General features: G+C 37.2%; 19 protein-coding genes and 1 pseudogene. 10 read left to right on the top strand and 10 right to left on the bottom strand.

Features of this window, described 5'->3' with window-relative positions:
- Positions 1-2: 2 nt before the first annotated feature.
- Complete coding sequence (locus HGJ18_RS03495; protein ID WP_366793575.1) at positions 3-752, top strand: elongation factor Tu; 750 nt, start codon at positions 3-5, stop codon at positions 750-752.
- 18 nt (positions 753-770) lie between these two features.
- On the opposite strand, the gene HGJ18_RS03490 is transcribed toward HGJ18_RS03495, so the two are convergent.
- From HGJ18_RS03490 to HGJ18_RS03475, 4 genes are all read right to left on the bottom strand, one after another.
- Positions 771-1,196 (bottom strand): hypothetical protein, encoded by a 426-nt coding sequence (locus tag HGJ18_RS03490; RefSeq protein WP_253697689.1) that lies wholly within the window; start codon positions 1,194-1,196, stop codon positions 771-773.
- A gap of 22 nt (positions 1,197-1,218) precedes the next feature.
- Positions 1,219-1,701 (bottom strand): pantetheine-phosphate adenylyltransferase, encoded by a 483-nt coding sequence (gene coaD / locus HGJ18_RS03485; protein ID WP_253697688.1) that lies wholly within the window; start codon positions 1,699-1,701, stop codon positions 1,219-1,221.
- Between the two features lie 153 nt (positions 1,702-1,854).
- Positions 1,855-2,001, bottom strand: coding sequence for a hypothetical protein (locus HGJ18_RS03480; RefSeq protein WP_253697687.1), 147 nt, complete (start codon positions 1,999-2,001; stop codon positions 1,855-1,857).
- A gap of 15 nt (positions 2,002-2,016) precedes the next feature.
- Positions 2,017-2,922, bottom strand: a complete 906-nt coding sequence (locus tag HGJ18_RS03475; protein WP_253697686.1) for a hypothetical protein — start codon at positions 2,920-2,922, stop codon at positions 2,017-2,019.
- Between the two features lie 260 nt (positions 2,923-3,182).
- Here HGJ18_RS03475 and HGJ18_RS03470 point away from each other — a divergent pair, with 260 nt between their 5' ends.
- The 7 genes and pseudogenes from HGJ18_RS03470 to uvrB all read left to right on the top strand — a co-directional run bounded on the left by HGJ18_RS03470 (position 3,183) and on the right by uvrB (position 11,607).
- On the top strand, positions 3,183-3,500 hold the full coding sequence (locus tag HGJ18_RS03470; protein ID WP_253697685.1) for a BrnT family toxin: 318 nt from the start codon (positions 3,183-3,185) through the stop codon (positions 3,498-3,500).
- A complete protein-coding gene (locus HGJ18_RS03465; protein ID WP_253697684.1) occupies positions 3,472-3,744 on the top strand; it encodes a BrnA antitoxin family protein in 273 nt (90 codons plus the stop codon). The genes HGJ18_RS03470 and HGJ18_RS03465 overlap by 29 nt, the downstream gene beginning before the upstream one ends.
- Positions 3,745-3,760: 16 nt before the next feature.
- A pseudogene (locus HGJ18_RS03460) lies at positions 3,761-4,246 on the top strand (HD domain-containing protein); the annotation flags it as partial.
- An 84-nt stretch (positions 4,247-4,330) separates the two neighbouring features.
- Positions 4,331-6,199: a hypothetical protein gene (locus tag HGJ18_RS03455; RefSeq protein WP_253697682.1), complete on the top strand. Its 1,869-nt coding sequence runs from the start codon at positions 4,331-4,333 to the stop codon at positions 6,197-6,199.
- Positions 6,200-6,262: 63 nt separating this feature from the next.
- On the top strand, positions 6,263-8,134 hold the full coding sequence (locus tag HGJ18_RS03450) for a ribonuclease catalytic domain-containing protein (protein WP_253697681.1): 1,872 nt from the start codon (positions 6,263-6,265) through the stop codon (positions 8,132-8,134).
- Between the two features lie 13 nt (positions 8,135-8,147).
- Positions 8,148-9,617 (top strand): NAD(P)H-hydrate dehydratase, encoded by a 1,470-nt coding sequence (locus HGJ18_RS03445; protein WP_253697680.1) that lies wholly within the window; start codon positions 8,148-8,150, stop codon positions 9,615-9,617.
- Between the two features lies 1 nt (position 9,618).
- Complete coding sequence (gene uvrB, locus HGJ18_RS03440; protein WP_253697679.1) at positions 9,619-11,607, top strand: excinuclease ABC subunit UvrB; 1,989 nt, start codon at positions 9,619-9,621, stop codon at positions 11,605-11,607.
- 125 nt (positions 11,608-11,732) lie between these two features.
- Here uvrB and HGJ18_RS03435 read toward each other — a convergent pair whose 3' ends face one another.
- From HGJ18_RS03435 to HGJ18_RS03420, 4 genes are all read right to left on the bottom strand, one after another.
- Complete coding sequence (locus HGJ18_RS03435) at positions 11,733-12,116, bottom strand: VOC family protein (protein ID WP_253697678.1); 384 nt, start codon at positions 12,114-12,116, stop codon at positions 11,733-11,735.
- Between the two features lie 37 nt (positions 12,117-12,153).
- Positions 12,154-12,735, bottom strand: a complete 582-nt coding sequence (locus HGJ18_RS03430) for a CDP-alcohol phosphatidyltransferase family protein (RefSeq protein ID WP_253697677.1) — start codon at positions 12,733-12,735, stop codon at positions 12,154-12,156.
- 24 nt (positions 12,736-12,759) lie between these two features.
- The gene (locus HGJ18_RS03425) at positions 12,760-13,338 is read right to left on the bottom strand and encodes a TetR/AcrR family transcriptional regulator (protein WP_002668724.1); all 579 of its coding nucleotides are present in this window, start codon (positions 13,336-13,338) and stop codon (positions 12,760-12,762) included.
- A 262-nt stretch (positions 13,339-13,600) separates the two neighbouring features.
- Positions 13,601-16,330 (bottom strand): valine--tRNA ligase, encoded by a 2,730-nt coding sequence (locus tag HGJ18_RS03420; protein ID WP_253697676.1) that lies wholly within the window; start codon positions 16,328-16,330, stop codon positions 13,601-13,603.
- Positions 16,331-16,676: 346 nt separating this feature from the next.
- On the opposite strand from HGJ18_RS03420, the gene HGJ18_RS03415 reads away from it, so the two are divergent.
- Positions 16,677-17,210, top strand: a complete 534-nt coding sequence (locus tag HGJ18_RS03415) for a nitroreductase family protein (RefSeq protein ID WP_366793384.1) — start codon at positions 16,677-16,679, stop codon at positions 17,208-17,210.
- Between the two features lie 111 nt (positions 17,211-17,321).
- On the opposite strand, the gene HGJ18_RS03410 is transcribed toward HGJ18_RS03415, so the two are convergent.
- The gene (locus HGJ18_RS03410) at positions 17,322-18,626 is read right to left on the bottom strand and encodes an NCS2 family permease (protein WP_253697674.1); all 1,305 of its coding nucleotides are present in this window, start codon (positions 18,624-18,626) and stop codon (positions 17,322-17,324) included.
- 183 nt (positions 18,627-18,809) lie between these two features.
- Between HGJ18_RS03410 and HGJ18_RS03405 the strand changes: the two genes are divergently transcribed.
- Complete coding sequence (locus tag HGJ18_RS03405; protein WP_253697673.1) at positions 18,810-20,177, top strand: hypothetical protein; 1,368 nt, start codon at positions 18,810-18,812, stop codon at positions 20,175-20,177.
- On the opposite strand, the gene HGJ18_RS03400 is transcribed toward HGJ18_RS03405, so the two are convergent.
- On the bottom strand, positions 20,174-21,229 hold the full coding sequence (locus tag HGJ18_RS03400; protein ID WP_253697672.1) for an aldose epimerase family protein: 1,056 nt from the start codon (positions 21,227-21,229) through the stop codon (positions 20,174-20,176). The two genes, HGJ18_RS03405 and HGJ18_RS03400, sit on opposite strands and share 4 nt — an antisense overlap.
- Positions 21,230-21,251 lie beyond the last annotated feature (22 nt).

Here is a 21,251-nt window from a genome sequence, read left to right as displayed (position 1 = left end):
ATATGGAATATGCATATTCAATTAGGAGCATCGATAAACTTAAAGAATATAATTTATTTTTAGAAACTCATAAAAGTAAAATAGCGGCTTATATTGATTTTATTCAAAATTCCTACAGTGTAAAAGATCTGCCTGAATATATAGTTTTTGCAGATTTTGATATGGCAACAAGGGTACACCGCAGCATAAGTATTCCGGCATATACCAATGAAATTAGAATGGTTATCACACCTGAACTTAATATTTGGAAATCCATATATTTAAAACAACTCGAAGTCTACGAACTCAAGGCTGTGGAAAATATTCAAAGTTACTATTCAAATGACATAAATGAAAATAGTATTTTGCAAATAATAGGACATGAATTAATGCATCAAAGCGAACTCTTTCTTGACGATTTCGAAGATGAAAAAAAATTGACAGAAGGCATTTGGTTTGAAGAAGGGATGGTCGAATATATAAGCAAAAAATTTTTTCTTACAACCGAAGAATTTGAAAAAGAAAAACAAATTAATACTAGTCTGGTCAAACTTTTTGAAGAAAAATACGGCATTTCATCTATAGAAAGTTTCGGACAAGAAACCTATGATGAGAATTATACTTCAATTTTTTATAATTACTGGCGTAGTTTTTTGGCAATCGATATCTTGGTTCAAAAATTCCATATAGTATCCAAGGTTTTTGAACACTACCATAATTGGAACAAGGCAGGACGGACCATGCCCTTATCAAAATGGTTTCAAATAGAATAATCATAAATTGAAACCGTCTTAAATTATCTTAAATCCGTTTGATTTTCCTGTATTATAAGAAGTCCAAAACCACCCTTTTGAGCAAAAAGACTTGTGTATTTTTATTCCCTTTATTATAAATATAAGCATAAAAATGAGAAAAAACAGGCCTCCGGCTATCGAGATATATAAGCGGAAGGATTTAAGGAAGAGCCAAAGACTATCAATACTAAGGCTTATAGGTGCAAAGATACAAAAAAATTTTAACCACAAGCCGGAAAGCAGGGTAAAAGAGCCTTCCCAAACCTGTTTTGAGCTCCATTGATATTTTTGGGCATTAATACGGCATCCGGGTAAGACGGCCCTATCGTATTTATCTAAATAACGGGTGTATAAATACCCTAAAAAAGATGAAATAGACCACACCAAAAGGAAAATGGGAACTAAAATTTCTATAATAAACATCTATACCCCTACGCAAAGGGTTTTATATTTCCTCTATTTTTTCCTTTAAGGCCTTTTCGACTATGGGAGGAACCATGCCGGAAAGATTGCCCTTGAAGGCTGCCAATTCTTTTATGGAACTTGAACGCAACACAAAGTACTTTGTGTCGGGAACCATAAAAACGGTTTCTATCTTCTGATTTAAGCCTTTATTCATAACAGCCAGATCGAATTCGTAGGAAAAATCGGAAACATTCCGTACTCCGCGGATTAAAACATTGGCACCGATTTTTTCGGCATAGTTTACTATCAGCGAATTCCAAGTATTTACAAAAACATTATCCCATTTTTGGGTCAGTTCTTCCATCATATGTTTACGTTCTTCACCCGAAAACAAATAGTTTTTATTGTTATTTACTGCGATTACTACATGTACCTCGGTGAATATCTTTTGAGCTCTTTCAATTACATTTAAATGCCCGAAGGTGGGCGGATCAAAGGACCCTGCAAAAACAGCTTTTACCATTTGCCTACTCTAACATATTATAGCACCTTTAATCAAGCAGACAAAAGAATATTTTAATCGTACTTATGCGAAAAAATCAAGGTATATTTATTTGTTAAGAGTGTTTAATGCCCCAATGCTATGCATCGGGGCTAAACTTATCATTATGATAAATTACTTCCCTTTTTTATTTGGATTCAGTTGTTTACCGCGATTGCCTTGATTTTGGTCATACTGACGATTTGTACCGGCTGTACCCTTATTGGGATTTTGCATATTCGCTTGATTATCAGCCGGTTTTATCGGTTTATTTTTATTCATCGTATTTCCCCCTGTCTACTTAAAAACAACGCTAATTTTAATTTTCCCGCTTTTAAAGTCGGAAGCCTTTACCGTGTATCTCATCACTGAACGGGTTTCATATTTCTTTTTAACATCATTGATATACCAATTTTCAACAACTTTACCTGCAGGCAAAATCGCTTCAAACTGCAATTTATCATTTTCCTGTATCGGAGCTCCGGTATTTATATTAGTATAAGGGTATGAATTTGTGTTTTGGCATTTTACACTTGAATCAAATTCTACAGTTCCTTGTACAGGGTCTTTAGTGTCAAATCGGACTTTAAGCTTTCCGCCTGCAATGTCGGATGCCTTTACCGTGTACAGCATTGTTGAATCGGTTTTATCTTCCTGTTTAACATCATTGATATACCAATTTTTAACAATTTTACCTTCAGGTAAAATCGCTTTAAACAGCAATTCATCATTTTCCTGTATCGGATCCCCGTTATTTATATTCGTATAAGGATCTGTATTTGTTTTTGTGCATGTTACACGCGTAGAATCAAATTCGATAGGTTTTTGTACAACATCTTTAGTGTCAAATCGGACTTTAAGCCTTCCGCCTGCAATGTCGGATGCCTTTACCGTGTAGCTCATCAATGAACGGGTTTGATCTTCCTGTTTAACATCATTGATATACCAATTTTTAACAATTTTACCTGAAAGCCAAATCGCTTGAAACAGCAATTCATCGTTTTCCTGTATCTGATCCCCGTTATTTATATCCGTATAAGAGTATGAATTTGTTTTTGTACATTTTACACGCGCAGAATCAAATTCTACTATATTTTTTGTTATTGTTCCGCCATTCGGCTGCAGACAACCGGTAATTAATGCAACCGCACTAATTATTAAAATTAATGTTCCGATTATCGAAACTCTCTTTTTCTGTTTCACTTCTACCTTCCTTTTTGCAATGTTCTTTTTCATTGCAACTTCGTATTTTTATCGAAAGAATGTCAAATTGTTTGTTACCTGAATGCTTTAAGGTATGTCAACCCAACATATTTTCACACATTTTTCATTATACCCCCCCCATTTTTTTGTCAACCCTATTGACAATTTTTTTTAAAATGCAGAATAACTGCCAAAAACTGTCAAAGACGCAAAGATACAATATACTTGACAATATATCCTCATTAATATATATTATACTTATGGGGAAAACAATTATAAGTAATGATAATCGTTTTGAATGGGATGAAGAGAAAAATCTTGCTAATATTGAAAAGCATGGAATAGACTTTGAAGAAATATTAGAAGTATTTGATGACCCAGCCTTTTTAATAGGATATGATTTTGAACATTCCGAAAAAGAAGATAGATATTATGGAATTGGAAATTTGAATGGAATATTGATAGTATTGGTCTTTTTTACCGAGAAGAAAAATAGAATACGGTTAATATCTGCACGGCAAGCAGATAAAGACTTGAGGGAGGAATATTATGATTACTTCAAAAAAATTAACAGCTGAAAGATTGGAAGAAATAAAAAATTATCCTATATCGTATGATGGGGATAGTCCAAAACTGACAAAAGAACAAATTGCAAGACTAAGGCCGGCTCATGAAGAATATTGGAATGTAACACCTATTAAAAAAACAATTTCTATAAAAATAGATGCAGATATTCTTGCCGTGCTTCAGTCTCTAGGTAAAGGCTATCAGACAAGAATAAACAGTATTTTAAGGAAAGCTATTACTACAGGAGATTATTAATCTAACACTTACATGAACGGAAATGATAATTGCCTGTCTTCTCCATGATGTTTCTTACTGCGAAGAATTCTGCGGTAAAGAGGATTGGCTTAACCATGGACGTAATGCGGCAAAAATCTCCTATCCTTTTCTTAAAGAATTGGGATTGCCTGAAGATAGGATTAACGATATATGTTACGGAATAGCGATTCATGTAGACGACAAAGCCGATTTTGAGGGAGAGCGCACCCCATTTGCTCTAACTGTAGGAGATGCGGATAATATTGACAGGTTTGATGTGTATCGAATTTATGAAACTCTGCATAACAATAATTTTAAAGATATGAATATTTCGCTTAAAAAAGATTATGTTGAAAAGAGACTCAATGAGCTTTACAAATTGTTAAACATAGAACTGGGAACAAAATCTGCGGAAGATCTATGGAAAGAGAGACTGGTATTTTACATTGAGTTTTACGAAAAACTAGAGGAGCAATTAAAAATAAGCGAGGAAGTGTTTTAATCGATATGTATTGCCATTGATAAAACCATATTATAGCAGTTACAAAATCTTGCTAAAAATCCGATATTGTGCTATTATATGCAAATGATGAAAAGAAAATTTATAAGGAAACTTTGTTGTTTTACTCTCATTTTAACGCTTTTTCAAGGCTATACTCAAGGTTTTGCCCAAGAAAAAGATAAGTCAATTAAAGAAATACGAACCGAAGCCATGGATTTTTATCGAAACGAAATCTCGGCGGCCTCAATAAACGAAATATCCGGCGAAAATTTAGGAGTTTGGCAGGATGTGCTTAATGCCTCCCTTTTTATGCTCATAAGAAATAACGAGCTTTACCGAGGCAGAATGCGCCTTATAATTGAAGAAAATCAAATAATCAAATGCGGAATTTATCCTGATGGAACTATCTTGATAAGTACGGGACTTTTCGATTACATAGAAGCTCGAATTGCCGAAAATTTAACAGCTTCTCCGCGAAGAATAAAAAACTTAAACATTGAAAGAGAAAAAATGCTTTCAGCTTTTTTAGCCCATGCAGCGGCATCTTTTGCCCTTGACAATAAGCTCGTCTATTTTTCGGACCCAAGAAGAAGCGGAGAAAAAAACAGCGAACTTTTAAAATCATACAATTTGACTGCCGACAGCTTTACCCTAATTCTTTTAAAACTTGCAGGTTACGATTCAAACCTTTTTTACAGTCATCTTGAAGACCTAAAAAGAATCCAAGCCGATCCTAATTACGCAAAAAAATTTGAAAGCTTTTTTACCGATAACTTTTCACCGCAACAGCGTATAAGCAATTTACTTAAACACAAGGATGAAGCAGAAGCCGTCGCCGATGAAATTTTCTATGTGCTTGATGCAGTCAGAAGTGATGATGAAAATGCTATCGAAGATGCAAAGCAAAGAGTTTCGGCCCTTCGTACAGCCTTTCCCAACAATATGTATTTTAAAAGATTGGCAGCTATAACAGCACATAAAAAATGGGCATCAGGTATTTCAAATAAAGGACTTTTAACAGCCTATCCTGCAGCGGCACAAGATTCAAAAACAGCAAAACAAAATTATGAGATTTTAAATTTCGATCCCAAAAGTCTTTTGATAGATCAAAAAAACGAAGAAACGGAATCAATTCCGGGAAACATAAACGATTATGATGAAGCCGTAAGAGCTTATAAAAGCTACCTAAATTCAATTCAAGAATCCGGGATGGAGTCCTCCTATGCAATGCTCCTATTTTATTCTCCCAATATCAATGATAGGGCTCAAGCTCTTTCCCTTGCCGAAAAAGCATATTTGAGCGAGAGCGGAACGGAAAGTCTCATTGCAAATACAAATTATGCATCCCTCCTCTACCTTTCACAAAAAGATTATACTAAGGCAAAACTACTTTTGGAGTCGATGATAAAAAATACAACTGCAAGCACTGACAGCCTTTTTTTAATTACAGGAAGCATAATAGATAAAAGAATTATTATCTTTAATTATGCAAGAATGCTTTTCGGTTTAGGTGAATCGGAAAAAGCCTTAAAGGTGCGGGATCAATTACGTAATTTAATTTTCTCCATGGAAAAATATAATCCTATAATTTTAAAAAAGATTAAGCTTGAAGATACCACAGATGATTTAATCGAATATTGGGGTAAACCTTCAGGAATAAAATATAATTATTTTTCTGAAAAGTGGTATTACGATTTTTTAAATGCCGAGGTTTCAATTTCAACTGCAACAAACAATAACATAGAAAAGATTTCGATTTTTGCAGATTCCAATTTATCATTGCCCAACGATTTACGGGTAGGAGAAACAAAAAAATCTTTTGAAAGTTTTTTCGGTAAACCGATTTATACGGCAGGAGATTGTGAAAACTATTTTTATAAATCGAATAAAATTCAGGTTTTATATTTAAACGGATTTATAAGGCAAATATCCATAACAAAACTTGAATTGTAAAATTATTGTAAGCGGCTTATTTTAAACATGCTTATTCTAAGCGGCTTATTTTGAGGAACAAAAATGAATACTAATGCAATCGTCTTATATAAAAACCGTCCGGCTCTTATAAAAGGACAGTCTGACGGGAAATTTGAAATAGAAACGGAAACGGGCATCAAAAAGGTGCGCGAAAAAGATTTTTCCGTTTTGGCTCCAAATAATTCCTCATCGCTAAAAAACATTTTGACCGCAGCTTGTCCCGAACCTGACTTTAATGAAGCCGCCGACTTTTTTGAAGAAGGAACAGCCCTCTTCTCTGAAATAAGCGAATTGGTTTGGGAAAATTTAAAACCCGAACAAATGTGGGCGGCTTGGCTTTTGGTTTCGGCCTCCCCTCTTTTTATTGCAGAAAGCCCTGACCTTCCGATTAAGATAAGAACAAAAGAAGAAGCTGAGGCCATAGCTGCTGCAGCACTAAAAAAAGAAACCGAAAAACAAGCGGAAGAGCAAGAACGGAAAGAATTTATAAGCAGCCTATCAAAATTTATAAAAGAAAAAAAGGAAGAAAATTTCGACTTAAAAAAATATTCTCACTTTTTGCAGGAAATAGAAGCCCTTGCCTTAGAAAAAACCGACAAGTCAAAACTCTTAAATGAAGCTCACTTAAAAGAAACTCCTGAATCGGCCCATAAGATTTTAATTAGTACGGGCTATTGGAAGATAGAAAAAAATCCCTACCCCACCCGCTTTAAGCATCCGTTAAATTCGCCTAAGCTGGAATTGCCGCCTATCGAACATAACGAAAAATACGAAGACCTGACTCATCTTACCTCCTATGCAATCGACAACGAAGGCAGCACCGATCCCGACGATGCCGTATGCTTTGACGGAGAAAACTTATGGATTCACATTGCAAACCCTGCCGACATAATTACACCCGATTCCAAAAGCGATATGGATGCAAGAAAGCGGGGAGCAACCCTTTACATTCCTGAAGGCGTATCCCGAATGTTGGGAGAATCGGCAGTCGATGCCTTTGCCCTCGGCCTGCATGATGACTCTTATGCCCTGTCGTTTAAGCTTAAGCTAAATGACTCCGCTGAAATTCTCGATGTAGATATTTTGCGTACCAAGATAAAAGTAAGCTGTATAAGTTTTGAAAAGGCCGATGAAGAAAAGACGAATGCAAACCTAAAACCTCTTTTTGAAATAGCAGAAAGAAACAGAAAAAAACGGGAAGCGGCAGGAGCGGTTTCGATAGACATGCCGGAAGTTCAAATCAAGGTAGAAACCGAAAATGACAACCAAAAAGTTTTTATAAGCCCGTATAATTTTACGGAATCTTTTTTGATGATAAAGGAAATGATGCTCCTTGCAGGAGAGGCCGCCGCCCGCTTTGCTTTTAAAAATAATATTCCGTTTCAGTATGTAAGTCAGGAAGCTCCCGAATTACCGAAAAAACTTCCCGAAGGACTTGCGGGCGAATACCGAAAAAGAAAAGCTATGAGGCCGAGAAATGTGGGTACAATTCCTGCAATGCATTCAGCCCTCGGAATTGCAATGTACAGTCAAATTACAAGCCCCCTCCGCCGCTATGGAGACTTGGTTGCCCATCAACAGCTTTTAAAATTTATCGACGGAAACGAGGTAATGAAAACCGATGACCTTCTTATGCGAATAGCGGCGGGAGACATTGCAGGCAAAAATTGTTCCTATGCTGAAAGAGCCTCGCGTCAACATTGGACTCTGATCTATCTATTACAAAACCCTGACTGGCAAGGAGAAGCCGTAATTTTGGAAACAATAAAAAACACGGCTCGCATTTCCATTCCGTCCATCGGCTATGAAACCGAGATGAGGTTAAAAAAAGAATTATCGATTAACGAACGCATAAATGTAAAAGCAGAGGATATAGATATTCCGAATCTGACTGTAAGATTTGTGCAGGTGTAAAGGGAAAGGACTTATGCAAAATGTTTTTTATTCTTTAAGGGAATTGGATAAAAGGGCCGAAGAAGATTTTAATTTAAAAAACGGAATCTTAATGGAAAACGCAGCCCGCGGTTCAGCGGAAAAAATTAAAAATCTTTTTCCTTTTAAAAAAGGCGATGCAAAAAAAACTCTACAGATTGTCTGCGGTTCGGGCGACAACGGCGGAGACGGGCTCGCCCTTGCAAGAATCTTAGCCGATGATTTTAATCTTCATGTCATAATTTTAAAAGAGCCGAAGTCTGAATTATGTAAACTACAATACGAAAGGTTAAAGGCCTTAAATATAAGGACGGCTAAAAACATCTTGCCCGAATCCGATATTCTTTTTGATGCATTTTTGGGCACCGGCTTAAAAGGACTTTTAAAAGCCGAAGATAAAAAAACAATAGAGAAGATAAATAAGGTCAAGGCCTTTAAGATAGCCTGCGATATACCGAGCGGCTTAAACCTTGACGGAGAAGCAAGCCCCAATGCAATTCTATGTAACATGACCTTTTCGATGGGAGCCTTAAAGCAGGCCTTTTATTCGGATGAGGCAAAAGATATTACGGGAAAAATCGAGGTGATAGACCTAGGCCTCCCCCGCTCATCCTACGAGCAAAACGAAAAGCCAAATGTTTTTTTACTCGAAAAAGAAGATATGCTTCTCCCTTCAAGAAAAAAACAAAACACCCATAAGGGAAGCTTCGGTCATGCAGGAATAATTGTAGGAGAAAAAAACGGGGCAGCACTTTTGGCAGCTTCTGCCGCCTTGGAATTCGGTGCAGGCCTTGTAACATTGATAGGAGAAAATCGGGAAAGGCCTAAAAACCTAAAAGCCGATTTTATGTATGACGGCAAATTCGAAGCCGGCAAATTCAATGTTAAAAAATTTACAAGCATCGCAATAGGTCAAGGACTTGGAAGAAAAAACGATGAACTTTTTTCTATTCTAAAAATAAAGGAAACACAATCAATACCCATGGTCTTAGATGCGGATGTCTTTTATTATGCCGAACTAAAAAAAATCTTACCCGAATTAAGTGCTGCCGTTTTAACTCCTCACCCAAAAGAATTTTCTTCACTTTTAAATATCACCGGTTTGGGAAATTTAAGCATTGAAGAAATACAAAAAAAACGCTTTCCATCGGCCTTAAGTTTTTCAAAAAAATTTCCTAAGCTTGTACTTGTACTAAAGGGAGCTAATACCTTAATAGCCCATAACGGAAAAATATTTATCAACACTCTGGGTTCTCCCTCTCTTTCAAAGGCGGGTTCAGGCGATGTGCTTACAGGTCTTATATGCTCCCTCTTGGCCCAAGGCTATAAGCCTCTTGATGCTGCAATTACGGGGAGTCTCGCCCACAGCCTTGCTTCTCAAAATGCAGGAGCAAGCTATAGCTTAACGGCAAGCAAGCTCATTAAAAATTTGGAAAAATTAGAAGCGGCACGACAGGTAAAATAATATGAAGCAGTTTAAACTTATTTCGGATTATAAACCTTCAGGAGATCAGGGAGAAGCTATCAAGGCTCTTTCAGACGGAATAATTGCAGGCGACAAATTTCAAACGCTCAAAGGTGTTACGGGATCGGGAAAAACTTTTACAATGGCAAATATTATTCAAGCCGTACAAAAGCCGACCCTAATCATAAGCCACAACAAAACCCTTGCCGCCCAGCTTTACAGGGAATTTAAAACCTTTTTTCCTGAAAATGCCGTCGAATACTTTGTTTCATATTACGACTACTATCAGCCTGAAGCCTATGTTCCCGCACGCGACCTTTATATAGAAAAAGACGCTTCAATAAATGACGAGATCGACCGCCTCCGCCTATCTGCAACATTCAGCCTTATGGAACGCCGAGATGTAATCGTCGTTTCCACCGTTTCATGCATTTACGGTTTAGGACTTCCCGAATCGTGGCGAGACTTGCGCATAACCATAGAAAAGGGAGTAAACATCGAAATCGAAAAATTAAAAAAACAGTTGATAAGTTTACAATACGAAAGAAACGATGCAGTTCTTGAAAGAGGCCGCTTCCGCGTCAAAGGCGATGTTATGGAAATTTTTCCGGCCTACATGGAAGATGCCTACCGCCTTGAATTCGATTGGGAAGAAATTGTACGCATCAGAAAATTCAATCCGATTTCGGGTGAGGTAATACAGGAATACGAAGAGCTTTCCATTTATCCTGCAAAACACTTTGTAATGCCCGAAGATGCAATCCCCAATGCTCTTGAAAGAATAAAAAATGAATTGGAAGAAAGGCTGAATGTTTTAGATAAGGAAGGAAAACTCCTTGAAGCAGAAAGGCTAAAAACCCGCACCGAATACGATATCGAAATGCTTTCCGAAATGGGTTATTGCCCCGGCATCGAAAACTACTCGGCCCCAATCGCAAACCGGAAACCCGGAGAGCCTCCCGCTACCCTCTTTCATTATTTTCCCGATGACTTTTTATTGTTCATGGATGAAAGCCATGTAACATTTCCTCAAGTGGGAGCAATGTACGAAGGCGACCGCAGCCGCAAACAAAATCTTGTAGACTTCGGTTTCCGTCTTCCGTGTGCCTTAGATAACCGCCCCTTAAAAATCGACGAATTTGAAAAGATGCTCAATCAAGCCGTTTTTGTTTCCGCAACCCCCGGCCCTAAAGAAATAAAATACTCAACCCGCATTGTCGAACAAGTAATACGCCCTACAGGCCTTTTGGATCCGATAATCGAGATTCATAAAAGCGAGGGCCAGATGGAGCATATTTACGGGGAGGTAAAAAAACGTATTGCCCTAAACGAACGCAGTCTCATTTTAACTCTTACAAAAAAAATGGCGGAAGACTTAACCGATTATCTTACAGGGCTCGGCCTCAAAGTAAAATATATCCACAGCGAAGTTGAAACGATTGAGCGCGTCGAAATTCTAAAGGGCTTGCGTGCAGGGGAATTTGATGTGCTTATAGGAATCAACCTTTTAAGAGAAGGCATCGACTTACCCGAGGTTTCTTTTATCGGAATTCTCGATGCAGATAAGATAGGTTTTTTGCGTTCTACTACAAGTCTTATTCAGATTGTAGGACGGGCAGCCAGAAACGAAAACGGTAAGGTAGTTATGTATGCCGACAGGATAAGCGATGCCATGAAAGAAACCATCGAAGAAACAAACCGCCGCCGTGCTATTCAGGAAGCCTATAACAAGGAACACGGTATAACACCCAAGACAATCAAAAAAGCGATTGAAGATATTTTAACGCGGGAAAATGAAATTAAAAAAGAAGCAGCCCTTGCAGAAGCCGGCCCCCTTATCAACAGCCTAAACATTTTAAACCCTGCCGACAGAAAAAAACTTATCAAAAAACTTGAAGCTCAAATGGCCGAATATGCCGACATGCTCATGTTTGAAGAAGCCGCAGTCATAAGAGACAAGATAGAAGAAGTAAAGCGGATAGGAAGTTAAGGAGAAAATTGAAGACGATAAGATTATTTCAATGGATGAATATTGGGGCGATGACGGCAAGCCTCCGCAATGGAGACTTGATATGAAAATAGGAACCGAGAGTAGATAAGTTATCATTTTAAAAATTAAACAGTTATCTCGATTTGGTTGCCTTCGGGACCGATGATACAGCTTTCATAATATCCGTCTCCGGTTGTTCTTGGACCCGATAAAACTTTGTATCCGTCATTTTGTAAAATTTGTGTTAATTCATCTACCATTTTTTTTGAACCCACACTAAATGCAACATGACTTAAGCCTGTCCTTCGAATTTCCTTATTCGGATCCTGCATATCATGATGATTCATAAGTTCAAGCCTTGCTCCATCATCGAAAGTCAAAAAATAAGAACGAAAATTCGTCGTTTTATTGTGATAACCGTCACTGGAATTTGCTTTAAAATATTTAATAAAAAAATTCTTTGCATTTTCAATATCATTTACATACATTGCTATATGCTCTATTCGCATTATTTACCTCTCTTATTTTGTTGGTTCCATTTGAAACTTATATCTTAATTTTATATCGAATTATTTTACTTACTCTTGCATAAAATGAAAGAATAGATAAAAATCCTATCGTTATATATACGCAAAGCAAAATAACATTAAACAGATATTTGTTCAATAATGCATGTAATATTAATATTATAATCGGAATTGAATATAATATAACGGCAACAAAACGGCCTATTTTATCGAAAAATAATAATTTATTCTTTTTTAGTTTTTTATCAAATAAATATGATGTTATACAAAATTCTGTAAATTTAATTAAAATTATTATGATCATACCTACAGGTAACAAACCTTGTTTATACATAACACAAGCTGTAGTAAAAATAAAGAAAAAGTCGGTTGTAACATCTAATACAGCGCCTAGCCTACTTTGTACATTATAATAACGGGCAAGTTTTCCATCAAAAAAATCCGTTAAAGCTATTACCAAAAATAATATGCCGTAAAGAAAGAGTCTGCGTTCTTCATATAACAACATGACATTAAACATAATAGAAAGAGGTATTCTTAATAAAGTCAAGGTATTGATAAAAATCTTTTTTTGTATATCAAAAGTTTTATTATATATCATAGAACATCCCATTAAATACAAATATTATCTAGCGGAATTTTCATATACCAAACCTTTTACAAAATATACTGTAAGAAGTTTAATTACTTCACTGCAGCCTTCAAAATCAGAATCCGTTACATGGCAATCAATATAATATAAAAACTCATATACCCTCTTTAACTGAACGGCTAATTGAGGCTTAATTTTTAATTCTTTCATTTTTTTATCAATCACAGTCATCAAAAAATTGTGAAATTGATTATCCTTTTTTCCTTGTTCTGAAAAATAGTATTTACGTAGAATCTTTGATATTTTGGGATTACTCCATTCCGCCATTATCTTATTCCCAAATAAATGTTTTGAAGTTACGAAAAACAATGATTCAATAATCGATTCGATCGGCAGCTGCCAATCAACATGTTCCATAACTAATTGCCTCACTCTCGTATTTTCAAGTTTGTAAACCTCTAAAAATATATCTTCTTTGGAAGAATAATATTTGTAGAAAGAACCTGTTGCAACATTTATTGATTTTGTAATATCCGAAATATTTGTTTCCTTATATCCCTTTTTTGTAAAAATGGCATGTGCACTAGCCAAAAGTTCTTCTTTTTTATCCATTTCAACCTCTTTATGAATGAATATTTATAATTATTCATTCATAATTTACCATATAATTTTATTTATGTCAAGCCGAAAGATTAAATTTATAAAACTATGTTGATTTTTATGGATCCTATCCACATAAAGAGGTGTTTCGAGAACCGATAATATTTAAGGGAGCCCATAAAAACTGATGCTTTTATAAACTCCCTTAAATCACCTTATAAGAAATTTTTAAACCAAACTGCACATTCCTTGAGTCGCTTGCAGTTAAAAATCTCTACCTCATTCCTTCCAAATAACCTTTTAATTTTTCGATACGCCTTAAAAATTCGGCGTGTTTTTCTTTTTCGCCTTCGATGACCTCGAGAGGAGCGTTTTTAACGAAGTTTTCGTTTTTGAGCTTAGAGTCTATCTTTGAAGCATTTTGTTCATTTTTTTCAAGCTCTTTTTCAAAACGCTTTTTTAATTGATCGATGTCTATTGAATCTCCCGTTATCAAAAAGGCCTCAAAGCCCGCTCCTACTACACCGATTGAAGAGGCAGGTTTTTCTTTAAGAGAATCGATAAAGTCTAAACCGGAAAGGCCTGAAAGCATTTCTACTATTTCGGAATTTTCACGGGCAGCTTCCGCAGGAGAGTTTTTCTCAATATAAAGAGAAACCTTAAGCTTTAACTGAGGGTCTATGCCGCATTCGGCCCGTAAGGCTCTAATGTTGCGGACAATTTCCTGCAAGGTCCTAAAACGGATAGAGGCGGCCTCATCTATGCGTTCTTTTTTTTCTTCGGGGTAATCGGAAGTCATTAAAATCTTGGCACGAGGCAAGGCGCCTTCAGCACAATTGCCGGGCAGCTTTGAATAAATCTCTTCGGTAACAAAGGCTAAAAACGGATGAAGCAGGCGTAAGGATTCTTCCAAAACGGCAAGGAGTACCGAAGCCGCCCTATCCTTCTCTTTTTCGTCCCCATACTTAAAAGAAAGTTTAGTACCTTCAACATACCAATCACAAAAATTATTCCAAAAGAATTCGTAAACCTTTTGAGCGGCCTCATTATAACGGTAAGAATCAAGGCTTGAGCGAACCGTTTGAGCCGCCTCGTTTAGTTCATGATAAATCCAGCGGTCAAGTTCTTTTAAGCTGTTTTGGCTGCCGTCCCGTACGACGGGCACAATTGTTCTGCCTGCAAGGTTTCCTAAAATATATCGGGAAGCGTTCCAAACCTTGTTTGCAAATTTTGAGCCGAGCTTAAAACTTTCCATGTCGATTAAAAAGTCCTGACTTTGAGAACCGCACATAAAGGTAAGGGTGAACTTCATGGCGTCAGACCCAAACTCTTCGATAGCTACAAGGGGGTCAATACCGTTTCCCAAGCTCTTACTCATCTTGCGGCCTTGTTTATCCCGAACCAAACCGTGAATAAAAATATCTTTAAAAGGAGCCTTGCCCGTAAACTGCAAGGAAGCCATTATCATTCTTGCTACCCAAAAGAAAATTATATCGTGTCCCGTAACAAGGGCCGATGTCGGGAAAAACCGTGCAAGGTCTTCGGTTTTTTCGGGCCAGCCGAGGGTTGAAAAAGGCCAAAGCCAGCTTGAAAACCAAGTGTCCAAAACGTCCTCATCCTGCTTTATGTTTTTTGACTTACAGTGAGGACATTCCGTAATATCCGTTCGGCTTACGATAGTTTTTCCGCAATCGGCACAATACCAAACAGGAATACGATGCCCCCACCAAAGCTGACGGGAAATACACCAGTCACGGATATTGTTCATCCAGTGAGCATAGGTGTTCTCCCATTTTTGAGGATAAAAAACAACATCGCCTTTTTTCCATGCATCTAAGGCTTTTTGAGCCAAGGGCTGCATTTTTACAAACCATTGTTTTGAAACATAGGGCTCTATACTTGTATGGCAGCGGTAACAGCAGCCTACTGCATGCTTTATTTTTTCTTCATTTTTAAAAAGGCCCAGAGCTTCCAAATCTTCGATAACGGCCTTGCGTGCTTTTTCCGTTGAAAGGCCTCGGTATTTTTCGGGAACGGCATCGTTTAATGTTCCGTCGGGGTTTAAGATATTTAGAACGGGAAGATTATGCCTTTTACCTACCTCCCAGTCATTGGGGTCATGGGCAGGAGTTATCTTTACAACCCCCGTTCCGAATTCTTTATCGACATAGGAATCGGCAATTACAGGAATTTTCCTATTTGCGAGAGGGATAATTACTTCTTTTCCTATGATGGATGCATAGCGTGGGTCTTCGGGATGAACGGCTATGGCGGTATCACCCAAAAGGGTTTCAGGGCGGGTAGTTGCAATTTCTATTTCTTGTATTTTTTCGCCGGCTTCATTTTGTAAAACTGCCCCGTCTGCCAATTTATAATAAATATGGTACATGCCGCCCTTTCGGTCTTCATGTTCGACCTCATCATCGGAAATTGCGGTACCGCATGAAGGGCACCAGTTTACAAGGTAATTTCCCTGATAGATTAGCCCCTGTTCATATAAAGAAACAAAGACCTCTCTTACAGCCTGAGAAAGTCCCTCATCTAAGGTAAAGCGTTCCCTATCCCAATCAACCGAAACTCCCATTTTGCGGAGCTGCTTTGTTATAATCGAGTGATGTTCATTTTTAACTTCCCATACCTTTTCGATAAAAGCTTCCCGTCCGAGGTCGCGGCGGTTTTTGCCTTCGGCCTTCAGTTTTTTTTCTACAACGGATTGAGTGGCAATACCTGCATGATCGGTTCCGGGAATCCAAAGGGTTTCGTCCCCTTTCATGCGGTGGTAACGGACAATTACGTCCTGCAAGGTTTCATCAAGGGCATGGCCTACATGGAGAACGCCCGTAACATTGGGCGGAGGAATGACGACAGTAAAGTTACTTTTTGTGTTTTTCTTTTTTATCGGGCTAAAGCACTTATTGGCTTCCCAAAAGGAATAAATACGCTCTTCAAATTCTTTAGGATTATAAGATTTTTCCAATTCAATCGCCTGCAATTTTTCGCTCATTGTTTTCTCCAATCGTTTTAAAATACGAAAGAGAATTATAATATGAAAAGGCTAAGTTTTCAAGTGGGACAGATTAGGGGAAGGGAGGAACCCCCGTTCAGAGCAGGGGTTACCTCCCTTCCCCTATGACCCCATCCCTCTTCCCCGCGCTGCTTAGGGCTCTGCCCTAAGAACCCGTAAGTTATGGCAAATTTACAATAAACTCTTTAGTTGAGATAAAAACAGAGGAAGATGTTTAAATCAAAGGTTGGGAAATTCATTAAACTTATAAGTTAAGTCTGTATATTGAAAAAATTTAATAATCCCGACGATTGACTTTATTTTATGATTATTACATAATAGCAATATGAATTTTAATGATTTTTTATCGCTTATGAAAAAAAGGCAAAGCTGCAGAAGCTTTGATTATTCTAAACCGGTTTCAAAAGAGGACTTGGTTTCCATTTTGGAAGCAGGGAGGCTTTCGCCGTCGGCCTGTAATTCTCAGCCCTACGAGGTCTTTGTAGCTCAAGGCGAAAAGGCCAAGGTAATTGCAGATGCTAAGATGGGTTCTTTTAACAAGTTTATTGACGACTGTAATACTTTTTTGGTAATAGCCGAAGACAATTACAGCCTGCCTGCAAAGATAGGTTCGCTGATAAAGAAGGTAGACTTTAAGGCCATCGACATAGGCATTTTAACGGCCAACCTTGTAAATGCAGCATCAGCCCTAAATTTGGAAACCTGCATCCTCGGTGTCTTTGACGAAAAACGAATCCAAAAGCTCATAGAGCGAAAAAAGAGAATCCGCCTTGTAATAGCCCTAGGCTATCCTAAAGAAGGATACTCTTTGAGGGAAAAGACAAGAAAAGATTTTGACGATAATATGCACTTTTTATAATTTTATAGAAAAAAATAAATAAGCCGCAATACAGAAAACATAATCTAAAAACAAAGGGCAACCCTATCAAAAATTAGCGAGCTGCCCTTAAAAAAAACATATTAGATATTGTTAAAATTTAACAAAAAATCTTAACATAAAGATAACAAAAAGTATCCATGTAACAACAGGGATTTCCTTGAATTTTCCTTTAATACATTTTAAGATAACATAGGCCAAGACTCCGTATACGATACCTTCGGCAACACTGTAGGTAAAGGGCATCATAATCATTGTCAAGAATGCGGGGATACCCTCTGTAGGATCTTTATAGTTTATTTCGCCTGCTTGGGTCATCATCAAAAAGCCTACTATTATCAAGGCAGGGGCGGTGGCCGCAGCAGGAATCAATAAGAAAATCGGAGAAAACAGCAAGGCAATAATGAACATACCGGCTGTAACCACAGATGTTAATCCGGTTCTTCCTCCGGCAGCAACACCGGCCGTACTTTCTACATAACTTGTTACCGTTGATGTTCCGAGAGCTGCACCTACCACTGTTCCGATAGCGTCCGATAAAAAGGCCTGCTTAATTTTGGGAATATTTCCATCCTTATCTACAAGGTTTGCCTGAGTTGCAACACCTACAAGGGTTCCTACCGTATCAAAAATATCGACAAAGAGGAATGAAAAAAATACAATAAAAAACTTAAAAGAAATAATATTCGAAAAGTCAAAATTGAGTACGGCAGGAGCCGAGGGGAGACTTATAGGAGACCAGCCTTCCCAGCCTCCGAAGGGAACCGTAATCTTTAAGGGAATACCTATGATGGTTGTAATTAAAATACCTATTAAGATTGCTCCCGGTACTCTTAAAATAAAAAGAGCACAGGTTATAATTAAACCTATCATGGCTAAAACGGCAGGCGAGCCCCAAGTGAATTCGCCAAGCCCTACGAGGGTTGCAGGATTATCGACAATTATGCCCGAATTTTGAAAAGCAATAAAGGTAATAAAGATACCTATACCTGCGGCTACAGCTTTTTTAAGATTAAGAGGTATGGATTTTACGATAGCTTCACGGATGTTTACAAGTGAAAGCAAAATAAAAAGAACACCCTCTAAAAATACTGCTGTTAATGCCGTAGAGGGGGAATAACCTAAGCCGATAACAACGCTATACGTAAAAAAAGCATTTAATCCCATTCCTGAAGCAAGAGCAACAGGCAGGTTAGCCAAAAGCCCCATAGCGAGGGTTGCAATAGCGGCTGACAGAGCGGTTGCAGTAAAAACGGCACCTCTATCCATTCCGGCTTCACTTAAAATGCCGGGATTTACGGCCAAAATATAAGCCATTGCCAAAAAGGTAGTAATACCCGCAATAACTTCGGTGCGCACGGTAGTATTGTGCTCTTTAAGTTTAAAAAATCTTTCCATAACTAAGAAATTCTCCTTGGCGCATTCTAACACAATTTTTTATTTACAGCAATAGATAAATTTTAGATATTTTTAAATAAAAATCAAATTTCCATTAAAAAAATTAGTCTTCAATACAAAAAAAAACTATATATAAGTATGAAGACAAAAAATATTTTTATTAAATCCTTTAGGATTTGCTCAATGATGTTGCTATGCAGCATCTTTTTAAATGCGGAAGTACCTGTAGAAAAAGCAAATTTTTCTCTTACACAGAGTATTGATCTTAACTTTAACTATAACTTAAAAGCGGAAGCAAAAAATCCTTTTTTTGAGCTTTATGCGGAAGCAAAAATGCGGGACCACAGGCCTAAATTTGCTCTTATACCGCAAGGTTTTAGCTTAAAATTCAGTCCCCTTCTATACAAGGAAAAGAAACAGCTTTATCCTGCTCTCTCGTTTTTTTATGGGGGAATTACAAAATCAAGCTTTTTAAACCTGATGCTTTTAAAGGAAAATTTCGAAAAAAAGCCCTTTTATAAAGGAATCGGCTTTGCACCTAAGTATTTAATAGGTATCTCAAAATCCAAATTCGATGCAAGTCTAGGTGCCGAATTTGCAATAAAAAATTTTAACTTGGTATTTTTTTTCGAACAAAAGCCGAAAGAACTATGGCCGGATCTTTCTTTTTGTACTGTTTATAAAAAAGAAAATGAAACAGCATTATTCAATATTAGCTTTTTTTCTTCTTTAACGAATTCCGCCTACTCTCAATTTAATCTAAAAGCACCTGCTTATGATCAATTTTATTCGGGAGAATTTATATTGGCCGAAAAGGGAACGGTATCTTCCGTATTTTTACTAGCCGGCGGAATAAAAATTCCTTATGGAAAAATATCCGGAATCGGCGAATCCGATTTGAACTTTTTAGGTAAGGCCGAGTACAATTTTCAAAGCGAGTATTTCGAGGCTAATGCCGGAACTATGTTTGAAAATGATGGAACATTAAAAGCCTTTTTTCAACCTAAAATTTCAGTTGATGCTTTGGATCTGGGTTTTTCGTATAATTTTTTACGGAAATATTTTGAAAAGAAAAAGCTGTTCAAAAATTTTCATTCGGGAGGAATCGGTTTAGGTCTTAGCTTTACAAAATGTAAATTTTCCGGAGAAGTGTATTATAATGACTCTTCATGGGACCTTAAAGGACAAATAAAAATTCCTATAAATCTTTTTTTCAACACCCTCTTTTCAATAAAAGGAAACACAAAACTGGAAGAAAAATCTCAAAATCCCTTTATAGTAAAAAACTATTCTTTTTCATCGGATATTAAAATAAAATTTAATAAGAGTTTCAATCTAAATATTTCAGCTTCTTTTATGCAAAAAAATAAAACGGTAAAAATAAATAAGAGTCCATATATAGTTTGGGAAAAAGGAGTTTTTAACTTTTCTACTCAGGCAGAATTTATAAAAAAGACAAGGCTGACATCAAACTCTTTTAAGGGAGAAATAATATTGGAAACCGCCAAGCCTTTTATAAAAGGAAGCCTTACATATAAAATAAGTTTTTAAAATGCAAAATGCCAAAGAGTCTCGCGTTCATAAACTTCACCCGGTTTAATTACGGTATTGGGGAAATGAGGCTGATGTAACGAATCCGGGAAGGCTTGACTTTCAAGGCAAAGGCCTGCAAATTTATTATAGACGTCTCCGTTTTTGCCTAATTCGTTGTTAAGAAAACCGCCCGTATACATTATAAGAGCAGGTTGTGCCGAGTAAACGGTTAAGGTTCTTTTGGTAACGGGCTCTTTTACTATTGCAGCCAAGGTTTTATGGTCACTGACTTCTTTTTTTATAACCCAGCTGTTATCAAAACCCCCGCCTATTTCTTGTACGCCCTCGCTCAAAAGCTTAGGTTTTCTAAAGTCATAGCCCGTATTTTCTACATTTAAAAATTTACCCGTCGGAATAAGCTCTTGGTTGATTTCAAGGTATTGCTCGGAAAATATTTGAACCTCATGATTTAAAACCGAAACATAGGAGCCGTTAGACTGCATTCCGGCAGGATTTAAGTTAAAATAGCTGTGATTTGTAAAATTAACCGGTGTCGTTTTATCGGACACGGCCTTATATCTTATAATAATCTCATTATCCGGCGTAAGAGAATAGCTCACTTGAATTTTTAAATTTCCGGGAAAGCCCTGCTCCCCATCGGGAGAGGTACGAGAAAAAACGACACCCGCTTCTTGCCTGTTTTTAAAGGTTTTTGCCTCATACAGCATTTTATCGCAATACGGATAACCTCCATGAAGGCAGTGCTTACCGCCGTCATTAGGCGTTAAAAGATATTGCTGGTTTCCTAAAGTAAATTCCGCATTGGAAATTCTGCCTGCATATCTTCCTATAAAAGAGCCGAAATGCGGAAAATTATTTATATAGCCGATAAAGCTCGAATATCCTAAAACCACATCGTCAAAACCTCCGTTTTTTGACGGTAAAAGAATTCCCGTAATACAGCATCCGTAATTAGTACAACAGAGCATCATCTTACCGTTGAAAATCGTAAATAGTAAGGCCTTATCTCCGTTTGAAAAAGTTCCGAATTCGGTCGTTGTGATCTTCATATCTTCCTCCCAAAGCTATACA

Origin of the sequence: Treponema denticola (genome assembly GCF_024181405.1) — a bacterium.
Classification (GTDB): Bacteria; Spirochaetota; Spirochaetia; order Treponematales; family Treponemataceae; genus Treponema_B; species Treponema_B denticola_D.
This window is presented reverse-complemented; position numbering and strand designations above follow the sequence as displayed.